This window comes from Marivirga sp. (assembly GCF_024636815.1).
In the GTDB taxonomy this organism is placed as follows: domain Bacteria; phylum Bacteroidota; class Bacteroidia; order Cytophagales; family Cyclobacteriaceae; genus Marivirga.
In genome coordinates, this window is record NZ_JAGXGF010000209.1 from 39511 (window position 1) to 51154 (window position 11644).

At 33.3% G+C, this 11644-nt stretch carries 13 protein-coding genes; 6 read left to right on the forward strand and 7 right to left on the reverse strand.

Going from position 1 to position 11644, the window contains the following annotated elements:
• The first annotated feature begins 12 nt into the window (after nucleotides 1–12).
• From Q0L29_RS15110 to mnhG, 3 genes are read left to right on the forward strand one after another with little or no spacing between them, the layout of a single operon-like run.
• Entirely contained in the window at nucleotides 13–507 is a 495-nt protein-coding gene (locus tag Q0L29_RS15110) for a Na+/H+ antiporter subunit E (protein WP_296622992.1), read from the forward strand.
• Nucleotides 504–776 carry a monovalent cation/H+ antiporter complex subunit F gene (locus Q0L29_RS15115; protein WP_296622994.1) on the forward strand — a complete coding sequence of 91 codons (273 nt, stop codon included), beginning with the start codon at nucleotides 504–506 and terminating at the stop codon, nucleotides 774–776. Before Q0L29_RS15110 ends, Q0L29_RS15115 begins: the two co-directional genes overlap by 4 nt.
• A complete protein-coding gene (gene mnhG / locus Q0L29_RS15120) occupies nucleotides 773–1111 on the forward strand; it encodes a monovalent cation/H(+) antiporter subunit G (protein WP_296622995.1) in 339 nt (112 codons plus the stop codon). The genes Q0L29_RS15115 and mnhG overlap by 4 nt, the downstream gene beginning before the upstream one ends.
• Before the next feature lie 2 nt (nucleotides 1112–1113).
• Here mnhG and Q0L29_RS15125 read toward each other — a convergent pair whose 3' ends face one another.
• On the reverse strand, nucleotides 1114–2067 hold the full coding sequence (locus tag Q0L29_RS15125) for a hypothetical protein (protein ID WP_296622997.1): 954 nt from the start codon (nucleotides 2065–2067) through the stop codon (nucleotides 1114–1116).
• Nucleotides 2068–2229: 162 nt separating this feature from the next.
• Here Q0L29_RS15125 and glmM point away from each other — a divergent pair, with 162 nt between their 5' ends.
• Together glmM and Q0L29_RS15135 are read left to right on the forward strand one after the other, a co-directional pair.
• Nucleotides 2230–3624 carry a phosphoglucosamine mutase gene (glmM, locus tag Q0L29_RS15130; RefSeq protein WP_296622999.1) on the forward strand — a complete coding sequence of 465 codons (1395 nt, stop codon included), beginning with the start codon at nucleotides 2230–2232 and terminating at the stop codon, nucleotides 3622–3624.
• A 4-nt stretch (nucleotides 3625–3628) separates the two neighbouring features.
• Nucleotides 3629–4777, forward strand: a complete 1149-nt coding sequence (locus tag Q0L29_RS15135) for a cysteine desulfurase family protein (RefSeq protein ID WP_296623000.1) — start codon at nucleotides 3629–3631, stop codon at nucleotides 4775–4777.
• A gap of 53 nt (nucleotides 4778–4830) precedes the next feature.
• Here the strand turns inward: Q0L29_RS15135 and Q0L29_RS15140 are convergent, their stop codons facing one another.
• The gene (locus Q0L29_RS15140) at nucleotides 4831–5745 is read right to left on the reverse strand and encodes a universal stress protein (protein ID WP_296623002.1); all 915 of its coding nucleotides are present in this window, start codon (nucleotides 5743–5745) and stop codon (nucleotides 4831–4833) included.
• Nucleotides 5746–5769: 24 nt separating this feature from the next.
• Nucleotides 5770–7653 (reverse strand): M1 family metallopeptidase, encoded by a 1884-nt coding sequence (locus Q0L29_RS15145; RefSeq protein WP_296623004.1) that lies wholly within the window; start codon nucleotides 7651–7653, stop codon nucleotides 5770–5772.
• A 233-nt stretch (nucleotides 7654–7886) separates the two neighbouring features.
• Here Q0L29_RS15145 and Q0L29_RS15150 point away from each other — a divergent pair, with 233 nt between their 5' ends.
• The gene (locus tag Q0L29_RS15150) at nucleotides 7887–8252 is read left to right on the forward strand and encodes a DUF1987 domain-containing protein (protein WP_296623006.1); all 366 of its coding nucleotides are present in this window, start codon (nucleotides 7887–7889) and stop codon (nucleotides 8250–8252) included.
• A gap of 359 nt (nucleotides 8253–8611) precedes the next feature.
• On the opposite strand, the gene Q0L29_RS15155 is transcribed toward Q0L29_RS15150, so the two are convergent.
• The 4 genes from Q0L29_RS15155 to Q0L29_RS15170 all read right to left on the reverse strand — a co-directional run.
• Nucleotides 8612–9826, reverse strand: coding sequence for a pyridoxal-dependent decarboxylase (locus Q0L29_RS15155; RefSeq protein ID WP_296623008.1), 1215 nt, complete (start codon nucleotides 9824–9826; stop codon nucleotides 8612–8614).
• Between the two features lie 146 nt (nucleotides 9827–9972).
• Nucleotides 9973–10617 carry an MCP four helix bundle domain-containing protein gene (locus tag Q0L29_RS15160; protein ID WP_296623009.1) on the reverse strand — a complete coding sequence of 215 codons (645 nt, stop codon included), beginning with the start codon at nucleotides 10615–10617 and terminating at the stop codon, nucleotides 9973–9975.
• A gap of 131 nt (nucleotides 10618–10748) precedes the next feature.
• Nucleotides 10749–11072: a DUF721 domain-containing protein gene (locus Q0L29_RS15165; protein WP_296623010.1), complete on the reverse strand. Its 324-nt coding sequence runs from the start codon at nucleotides 11070–11072 to the stop codon at nucleotides 10749–10751.
• On the reverse strand, nucleotides 11065–11644 hold a 580-nt coding region (locus Q0L29_RS15170), incomplete at its 5' end, for a DNA replication/repair protein RecF (RefSeq protein WP_367275801.1). The genes Q0L29_RS15165 and Q0L29_RS15170, both read right to left, overlap by 8 nt.

The window sequence follows — 11644 nt, forward strand, 5'->3', positions numbered from 1 at the left end:
TTAACAAAAGAAATGAGAAAGACTTTTATACTACATCTTGTATTATGCAGTGCCATTAGTTATGGATTAGTTAATTTATTCAGTTTTAACTTTTTGGGCCTGGAGATCTTAGCTTTGTTAATCGTTATTTTCCTGTTACTGTGGTTGTCTAGTTTTATTTATTACCGTTCATATTTTAATGCTTTGAAGGGAGTTATTAGCTTAGCTTTCTATTTTTTGAAAGAACTTATCATTTCAAATTTTAGAGTGATTTATTTTATCCTGTCTCCTGGCCATAAATTCAGACCAGCTATATTGGAGTTGCCTTTAAGCTTAAAATCTGAATTTAGTATTACACTTTTGGCAAACCTCATCACTTTAACACCTGGCACTATTACTTTGGAAATAAGTAAAGATAAAAAGTCCCTATTTTTTCATGTAATAGATGTTCCAGAGCAAGATTTGGATAAAGCAAAGCAAAAAATCAAGAACGGGTTTGAAAAACGAATAATGAAGATTAAATCATGAGCTATTTTGAAATTTCTTTATGGGGTGCACTTTTAGCCTTGATAGTGGCATTATTTATTACACTAATCAGATTTATTATGGGACCCACCTTTATGGACAGGGTAGTTACTTTTGATTTGATGACTGCAAACTTGATTGGAATAATTACGATTTATGCTATGGTCTCAGATGATGAATTATTACTAGACATAGCCTTAGTGCTTGCGATGATTGGTTTTTTCTCTATTACTGCTTTTGCTTATTACATTAAAAAAAGAACTGAAAAATGATTAGTGAAATCATCATATTGATATTTGTTTTTTTTGGAGTGTTACTAATGTTTATAGCTTCTTTAGGCTTATTTAAGATGCCTGATTTATATACCCGAATGTCAGCTGTAACAAAAGCGGTTACTTTCAAAGTAGGGCTTATCGTTGTGAGCGCAAGTATATATTTTAATAGTTTTCCAGTGATTTTAAAAGCTATCTTGATAATATTTTTACTTCTTTTAACAACACCGGTTTCTTCTCACTTATTGGGAAAGGAAGCTCATGAACGGAAAGCACCATTGTGGAAAAAAACTATAATTGATGAGCTTGGTAAATGGAAAAAGAAAAATAATTAAATTTATTCTTTCTTATTATCAGAATCTGCATCTTCTAAGGTCTTATTTATTTCATCAATAATATTATTAAGTTCTTGAGAAGGAGATCTTAATTTTTCAAATATATTTTTCAGTTCGTTCGGGTCATTGGAATATTCAGAGATATTGATCAGACCCATTATTCTTGCTAAAGGACCTCTTACTTTGTGTGCATTGATATTCGCATAATCAATAATTTGTCTGTTTTTGGATTCTATGACTTTGCTTCTTTCGTTTACCAATTCCTCAAGGTTACGGTTAATCGCTTCATACTCTTCATTTTTAGCAATAAGCTCTTCTTGTGTTTCTTGTAATTCTTGGTTAGTGCTTCTTAAACGCTTTTCATATTGAGAATTTATGCGGTTATACCACAAAAGTGTGGTGGTTGAGAAAAATGCTACAAATAGAGGAGGAAGTTTAAAGTCACTAAAATTAGTCACTAATTCTTTCATTGCCTCAGGTGGATCACCATAATAAAGTAAAACTTTATCTATAAACAATGTTACCAAAAGGTAGTAAGTAAAGAAAAGGCCAATGTAAATCTTCTCCTTTTTATGGTCAAATAAAATAATTGGGATGGAGCAAAAAATTGCACCAGCATATTGAAACCAAATAAATTGACCAGGATAAAAATCACCAATAGCAATCGGAATACCTAAAAGGATTAAGGCAGGGAAAAATAAAAATATACTTTTTGATAAATTATAGTGCTTTTTGTGATTCAAAGTAGGAATCAGAATCATCAAAATAAATACCCCAACTCTTCTGTAGGCAGCCAAATAATTTTCAGTGTTAAACACATCATTTATCCATACTAAAATCATGACTACTGCTAAGAATAAGGACATAGCATTCGTAAGGAACACCCTCCGCCTCTCATCATCATCCATATTTGAATGAATTCCTGCATTAGCCCAGTATTTTAAGTAACCCGTCAATATATAGATTGTTAAATTTTAGTCTAACTCAAATTAAAAAATAAAGTTGAATTTTTCACAAAAATACGATTAAGCTTTTCTTTCTTTCTTTGAAATAGCTTTTTTATTCATTGGCTTTCCTTTTTTTAGTACCTTTGGCGATTGAAACAAATTAAAAAATAAGTGACCTTAATAAAATCAATTTCCGGCATTAGAGGAACCATAGGAGGAAGGACGGGAGATGGATTAACGCCCGTTGATATCGTAAAGTTTAGCAGTGCATACGCAGCTTGGCTAAGAACTAAATCTGATAACAATAAAGTTGTTATAGGAAGAGATGCAAGGCCTACTGGTGAGATGGTGTCCAAGTTAGTTTCTGCTACCCTCCAGGGAATGGGAATGCATGTAGTGGATTTAGGATTATCAACTACTCCTACTGTAGAGATAGCAGTTGTCCTAGAAAAAGCAGCAGGTGGAATAATCCTTACAGCTAGTCATAATCCAATTCAATGGAATGCTTTAAAACTCCTGAATGATAAAGGTGAGTTTATTTCTGGAGAAGACGGACAAGCTATTTTGGATTTAGCGGAAAGCTCAAATTATGATTTTAGCGAAGTAAAGAAAATTGGAAAATATACGACTCAAGATCATTATATCCAAAAACATATAGATATGGTAATTGATTTACCATTGGTAGATGTGGCAGCTATTCGTGAGAGAAAGTTTAAAGTAGTAGTGGATGCTGTAAATAGTACAGGAGGTATTGCAATTCCTAAGCTATTAAAATCTTTGGGCGTAGCAGAAGTAAGAGAACTTTATTGCTACCCTGATGGGAATTTTCCTCATAACCCTGAGCCATTACCCGAAAACATCACACATATCAGCAATGAATTAGCTAATGGACAATACGATTTAGGATTTGTATTAGATCCTGATGTGGATAGATTAGCCATTGTAAATGAGGATGGAACTCCTTTTGGAGAAGAATATACTTTAGTGGCTGTAGCAGATTATATTTTAAGTCAGCAAAAAGGGAATACTGTTTCTAATCTTTCCAGTACTCGTGCATTGCGAGATGTAACTGAGAAAAGAGGAGGAACATATGAGGCTTCCGCAGTGGGAGAAGTAAATGTAGTAACCAAAATGAAGGAAACCGATGCAATTATCGGTGGAGAAGGTAATGGAGGTATTATTTATCCTGAATTACATTACGGTAGAGATGCATTAGTTGGTATTGCATTATTTCTTACTCACTTAGCAAAATTTGGAAAATCTTGCTCACAACTCAGAGCTACTTTTCCTAGTTATCATATCTCTAAAAATAAAATTGAATTAACTCCTGAAATTGATGTTGATGGTATTTTGGAAGCTATTCAAGAGCGATACAAAAATCAACCTATTAATACTATAGATGGTGTTAAAGTTGAATTCGATAAAGAATGGGTGCATTTGCGTAAATCAAATACTGAGCCCATCATTAGAATTTATTCTGAATCCGATTCTGAATCAAAAGCTGAGCATTTAGCACAGAAAATGATATCTGATATTAAGGAGATTATTGCATATAAAGAAAACTAGTATTATGGCAGGTATTTATTTAGATAATGCAGCAACCACCGCTTTAGATCCAGAAGTTTTTGAAGCGATGAAGCCTTTTATGCTGAATCATTATGGTAATCCTTCATCTATTCATTCTCATGGACGAGAGGTAAGAGCAGCCATAGAAAAGTCAAGAAGGACAATTGCTGAATTATTGAATACTTCTCCTTCTGAAATATTTTTCACCTCAGGTGGAACAGAAGCTGATAATACTGCTTTAAGATGCAGTATTGAACAAAAAGGGATTAAAAAAGTACTGACCTCCAAAATAGAACATCATGCGGTATTGCATACGCTTCAACATTTGGAAAAAGCTGGTCAAATTGAGTTGGATTTTGTTCCTTTGGATGGAAATGGTTCAGTAGAGTTAGATGCTTTAAAAGATTGGTTGAGTAAAAATCCGGATAGTCTTGTTTCATTAATGCATGGCAATAATGAAATTGGGAATATATTGGATATAGAAGAAGTTAGTTGGCTTTGTAAGCAGTATGGAGCTGTTTTTCATTCTGATACTGTGCAAACCATGGCACATTACAATCATAATTTACAGGAAATTAAAGCACAACATATAGTAGGGGCAGCTCACAAATTTCATGGTCCTAAAGGAGTTGGTTTTTTATACATTAACAATGAACATAAAATTCATCCTTTTATTCATGGTGGTGCGCAAGAGCGAAACATGCGTGGAGGAACGGAAAATGTTTATGGAATAGTAGGCTTAGCTAAAGCAATGGAAATAGCTTATAGAGATATGGAAGAACATCAAAACCATATTCAGGGATTGAAAGATAGAATGATAAAGAAGCTAAAAACCAAAATTGAAGGAGTAGCATTTAATGGGTTATGCGAAGACGAAGATAAAAGTCTTTATACCGTATTGAATGTATGTTTACCCCCTTCGGATATGAGTGATATGCTTTTATTTAGTTTAGATATTAAAGGGATATCAGCAAGTGGTGGCTCTGCTTGTAGCAGTGGTAGTGATGTTGGTTCGCATGTGATTGCTGAATTAGGAAAAGCTTCTGAAAGACCTAATGTTCGTTTTTCATTTAGTAAATATAATACTGCAGAGGAAATTGATAAAGCAGTTGATGCTTTAGCCGAAATTTATGAGCAAAAGACTGTAGGATAGAACTTAACCTTTTCCAAAGTTTTAAACTTTGGAAAAGGTTGTTTTTTGTAATTTTACAGTTTAAGCAAGGCCTTTAAAAAGCCCATATTTTCGCCTTTCTCTTTTACAATCATCAAAGGAATTTCGCTGTCGTAAACCACCACTTTTTCAGCAACACTTCCCAATAAAATTGAAGCTAATCCTGTCCTTCCTTTTGATCCCATTATTATCATATCGGCTCCTTGATCCGAAGCAAATTCAAATATTTTATCTGCTGGGGAATCATCTTCATCTAGCACATATTGACAATCAGTATCCTGAGGAAAGTCGTTCTTTTTTATAAAGTCATTGAAATCAGTTTTTGCATGCCCTTTCATAATGGTTGCAAATTCATCATAATCTTTTCCTGTTTTATGGTAGCCACTGGGTACTCTATAAACATGCAATAAGGTTAATCCTATGTTTTTTTCTTTTGTAACTGCTAAAGCTTCTTCCACTGCCAGTTTGGAATGTTTAGAAAAATCTATAGGCACTACCACTTTGTTTAACTTAAATTCAAAATCTTCAGGGACCATCATTAGTGAAGTGTGTGCGACTTTTGCTACTTTTTGAGGTATTATTCCTCCACCCTTCAGTTTTCTTTTCCTACCCAACACCATCATGTCAACATCTTTAATATTGACCCACTTTAATATTTGGTCAGATGGATCTCCTTCCTTGATCTCAATTACTTTCTCGCACTCATAATCAGTTTCCCAGGCTTTCTCAACCATTTTATTGATTGAATCTGCAATAGATTCATCATTCGGAGCCATCAGGTCAGGGTAGTTTTTCTTTAAGTCTTCAGATAGTTCTAAGTCTTTAGCAACATGAATAAAATACACTTTCTCACTTTTCAAAAATTCGGCTAAATGAGATGTGTATTTTATCAATAACTCATCCATTTCAGTTAAGTCAAGTGCAACTAAAAGTCTTTCTATTTTATACATTTTCAGTTTAGTTTTATTAGAAATTCAATCGGTACTGTAATTTAATAATTTATCTAACGAATTGTAGCTGACATAGTGGTAATTTTGTCTTGCTTTTTTATAGATATTCAAAGCAAGCCTTTTTCCGGTTTCTGTTTTAACTAGTTCACTGTAAATTGGCATTAAAAACTTTTTCCTGCCAGTATTGACTAAAAAGTTTTCCATTGCACCATAGGCAGTGCGATAATCTTTTTTAATAGCTAATAAAAACCACTCAGTTAATATTTCCGCATTACCGCTAATGGTAAAATCAAATTTTTCATCCAATGCTTTTACTTCAGTATATTCGATAGAATCTGGCATTTGATGAAAGAAGTGTAAGAATTCATGGGTGCTCCAGTCTTGCGTTTTTAAAGTATCAATATTTCCAGTATTTAACCATTTTGCAATTGAGTTCTCAACCTTTCTAAATCTTTCAGAATTTGGTTCCGGTAGATTATCAGGAATTCCAGCCCCATAAACCCAATTGGAAAATAAATCTTTTGGAAGCTCGATATCATTTTTTCCGAATAAATTTTGCTCCATGTATAAAAGAAATTGCTCTGTATTGATGCTTTCAAATGTGTATTCATTGAAATATTGCTTTAAAAAATTGTCAAATCTTTCTCTTCCAGTAAGCTCTTCTATTTTTCTCAAAAAGAAATAGCCTTTATCATAGGCAATGGCAGTCATTCCTACATCTGGATTGCGACCTTCTAAATCTAATTTTAAATGGGAGTCTTTAGCATTTCCGTTATCAATCAATTCTTTAGATTCCTGCTTTAATTCTTTAAGTGAGATAGAAGCCAGCATTTCGGAGTAATCCTTACCGTAGAGGGCCTCCATAATCCGGTATTCAAAATAAACTGTAAATCCTTCATTTAGCCAGAAATCATCCCAAGTAGCATTAGTTACTAAATTTCCTGACCAGCTATGTGCTAGTTCATGAGCAATTAAGGAAACTAATGATTTATCGCCAGATAAAATTGTAGGAGTTGCAAAAGTTAATCGCGGGTTCTCCATTCCGCCAAAAGGAAAACTTGGCGGTAAAACTAATACATCAAACTGTTCCCATCTATATCCCCCATAAAGCTCTTCAGCTGTTTCTAAGAATGATTGTAAGTCCTCTAAATCAGCAATCGCTTTTTCCATAGTGGCAGGCTCAGCATAGATTCCTGTTTCAGATCCTGTTTTATGATATTCTAAATCCCCAACGGCCAATGCCATTAAATATGCAGGGATTGGCTGTTGCATTTTAAAACTATAATACCCAGTAGTATCTTTTTCCTTTGGGTTTTCAGCACTCATTAAGGCTAAATTTCCTTCAGGTACCTTTACTTTAGCTTCGTAAGTAAAACGGATACCAGGAGAATCTTGAATAGGAATCCACGATCGACAAAGAATAGCCTGAGACTGAGTAAATAAAAAAGGTGAATTCCCTGTGGTTTGTTGTGCATTCAACCATTGTAAAGCTTCAGCATCAGGAGAGGTCTTATATTGAATACTTATGGTTTTGGTATCTTTAGATAAAGGAATATGTAAAGCTTGGCCTAATAATTCATTGATTTCTTTTAATTCATATTCTATAGAATCATTTTGATTTCTCCAGACTTTTTGAATATCCAAGTTTTTTGTATCTAAGATTATTTTCTTAGACTTGGGATATTTTAGGATATCATATTGGGCTACAGCCTGAATAGTTTTGCGATCGAAATCTATAATGGCATCCCAATTTAAATGGGTGATTAAGGCTTCTTGAGGTTTAGCAAAAGAATGCTGATCGTAATTTTGAAAATTTTGTATAGTAATTCTATTGTTTCCCATGTCTTTGTTTTGATTACAAGAGAACAAGCCTAATATTATGCAAAATAATAAAGCTGATTTTTTCATTTTATGGTTGTCAAAATTATTTATATCCTCTTTTTGAATGTTTTTTGTGAAAAATTTAAATCTAATACTAAATTAGTTAAATGAAATTAGGTAACCTTATTTGTAAATGATTAACTTTAGTTTACACTAGAAATATTATTATTTAAAGTAAAAAAACTGATAACTATCGAAATTTAGTTCAAGATTTTGAAATTAACGTATTTTGTTATCATATTTGACGGTATATGTTTAGAATGTCAGGTACACATCAGCGCCCCACTGTAGTAATAGATATAGAGAAGGGGTTTTTTGAAATTTCAGGTTCTTCGATCCCAGAGAACCCTATGGATGTATTTTCTCCAATTTTCGATCATTTAAATCGGTATATGGAAAACCCATTGCCAGTAACTGAATTACATTTCAGATTAGATTACTTTAATACAAGTACTTCCAAATTGATGTTGGATATGATTCATAAAATGGAATCATTGATCGATGAAGATGGTAAGGAAGTGAAGATTAAATGGTTTTACAGAGAATCTGATGATGATATGATGGAAATAGGAGAGGATTTTGCAAACTTATGCAGATTACCTATTGAGATTATTCCTTATAGTTAAACAGCCCCCAAGCCCCAGCCCCCTATAATCCCCCAAAGGGGGATGATCGCACGGAACAAGATATATCCATATGTTTGAAGCGATTAGAATAAAGATAATGGAGCAAATTTTCTGCTTTAGCAGAAAACTTTTGTGTTCTTTTGTCTCTATTGTGGTTAAAAATATTGTTTGTTAACCAATGCTATAGTTAGGACATTTCCACCACGACTTATCCTGTATTTAATAACAGCACTCATTTCTTAGCGATTAGACGGTGAAAAACCGTCAAACCGCTCGAAGATTGTTCTTTGCTTTTATCCCCCGGGAATAAATTCCTCCTTTTGGGGTTAGGCGGCTTTTAAGGTTAGAGGGCTGGGCTATCAAACCTCCTCTAAAAACAACTCCAACTTTTCAATAGTGACATGATCCATTACTACTATTTTGTACCATTTTGGATTCTTGTGATTATCAGGAATTAAACCATATTTTTTGCAAATAACTGGCTTTAAATATTGGGCTTTAATCGTCACAATATTGGCATCAGGATATCTATAGTATTCCATGTTTTTATCTTCCAATGCTTTGCATAACCATTGTGTTCTGTGGTTTAAGACCAATGTTTTCTCATACCAACCATTGGGTCCATAGGTCATTAAAATCATCCATATTGCAATAGCATTTGCCCCGGAACGAGATCCAATTAAAGTGAAATCCTGTCCTTCTACATAACTTGCTTCTTGAGTGTTTGCATAATGCATCCAGTTTTTCCGGATTAGGAAAATTCCTGTTCCGTAAGGAGCTTGAAGCATTTTATGGGCATCGAGTGTAATTGAATTTATATGAGGGTTGCTAAAATTTAAATCATTTTCAGGCTTTGCAAAAGGATAGAAAAAACCTCCGTATGCTCCATCCACATGAAGCTTAAAAGGCAAGTCAATTTCAGTAAAAGTATCAGTATAAATATTGACATCATCTACTGATCCAAACATGGTGGTCATCATATTGGCCATAATGATAAAATATTTTTTACCATCCTCTTGGGCTTGAGAAATGGTGTCTTCTAAAGCTTCTTTGCTGATAGAGCGATCATTTTCATCTACAGCAACTTTGTAGAAATCAATTTGCAAAACATTAGAAGCTTTTGCTGAAGAGTAATGAGCATCTGCTGAGCTAATGAGTGCTATTTCATTAAGTTTTGCTCCATTCTTTTGCTTAAAATAGTTTCTATAGATCCACACTGCTTGCATATTCGCTTCTGTACCGCCCGATGCCACATAGCCATCATATTCGGTCTTGCAATACAATATATCTTCTGCACAAATTTTAATCACCTCCTTTTCAAGTTCTTGAGTTCCTTTAAAAAAGCTTTCTGATTCGCCTAAAGTATGGCAACCAATATGATTAGGATTATGAATTAAAGTGGATAAATAAGGGGCGTCCTCCAAAAAAGGAGCATTCTGATAAAACACCTTATCATCTAAATGAGAAGCCGGTAAACCAATAATGTTTTCAGTATAATAATCTACATTTTCTGAAAGTGCAGAAAATATCCTTTTTCTAATCTCTTGCTGAGATAGTTTTTTCCACTTTTGCATAAATAAGAAATTTAAATGATTTTGAATTTTGTCAGATTCCTCGTGCGGAGATCCTGGAAAGGTGTCACAAAAATAGGGATTTTAAACAGATTTACAATAAGGTGTATAACTGTAAATCAGGAAGAAGTTAAAATAATTTAAACTAATTAATTCAAAGGTAAATTATTTTTATCCTTCCTAAAATTGACTGGTATTGATTTGGAATTAAAAATTAAAGCTTGGGTTATAAGTCCTAAAATTATCAATAAACCTAATTCTAAATAAGAAATACTGGCATTGCTGGTTACTATGGAACGTGAGTTTTTATATAAAGCCTCTCCTTCTGTCATTTGAATTTTCGAAAGCTCATTCAATAATTTTATATTTTTATCATACAGAATATTTAATCCAGCAATTTCCTGTTTAGGTTTCTTTTCTAATGTTCTCAGTTTATAATTATTTTGGAGAAAATCTTTAAAAACTGCTTTTTCTGCAACCGTTAAGTAAGTGTTTTGATAATCTTTAAGTAAAAAATCGATCTTATTATTGAGGGCTAAAATTTCACTTTTAATTTTAGAATCTATTTTAGAGTCGTACTGAGTAAGTAAATATTTCTTTTCTTGAGTGGCAGTTGCTAATTTGAAAATATAGTTTTCTACTAAAAGTCTATCCTTGTAGACTGAACCAAAAGTTTCACCTAACTCATTTATATTATTATTTTCCCACCGGTTATTGATCAAAACAATTACAAGTATAATTGTAATGGCGGAGGCTAATTTTAGTTTCTGTTGAATAAAGTAAGAAAAATGCATAGACCTTTGCTTTAAATAAAAATAAGGTAGGCAATTTTTCAGACACTAAATAACCATAAAGCAAAAATACTTACTTTTGTTAGAGAACAGCTGTTTTACCCTAATAATTACGCACTTCAAAATCTTAGGAGCTAGAGAAGCACTATGTCTTTTACGATCTCTTTGCCTAATTCTTCCCAGAATAAATGGATGATTCTTTCTTTGCTCATAAGCAATTCTTGCTTTAGAGCACTGGATTCAACTGTAACAAAAAGCTTATTGTCTTTCATAAAAACTCCTTTAGTTCTGCTGGCGATTGCTTTTCCCATTACTTTTGGCCATAGATTCACCACTTGCGTTTGATCAACCTTTCGATTTAGATGATAAGCATCAAACATTTCATTGATTACCTGTCCAAGCGGAGTAGCTTCCGATTTTCTGACGCTGGCGGGATGTGGGTTTTTCTTTTTATACATTTTCTTTAGGCGTTAAGTCCAGTTCAAAGAATTTTTTTTCTGCCTTGATATCTTTCAAATATTCTTTACTTCTTTCGGGTCTGGCATCGGTCAGGAATATTTGGCCGAATCTACCATCTGCCATCATTTTTAATAAATAGGCAATTCTTTTATCATCCAGTTTATCAAAAATATCATCCAGCAAAAGTAACGGCTTTTGATTTTTAGATGATTTCAGAAGTTCAAATTGCGCTAATTTTAGGGCAATTACAAATGATTTCTGCTGTCCTTGCGAGCCGAATTTCTTTACGGGTTTACTTTCCGAAAGAAACACATAATCATCTTTATGAATTCCCATTGTAGTTCTGCCTTGCCGAAAATCCTTTTGTTGTTGGGATTTAAAATCTGTTTCAAATGAATTAGTTACGCGAGTATCGTAATCTATGCTTACCTCTTCCTGACCATCCGATAAATCTTGATAAAACTCTTGAAAAAACGGAAGAAAATTTTTCATTAAAGCTTTTCTTTCTTCTGCAATCTTAATTGCCAATGGAATCATCAATTCATCATAAGGTGCTAATTGATCAGCTGAA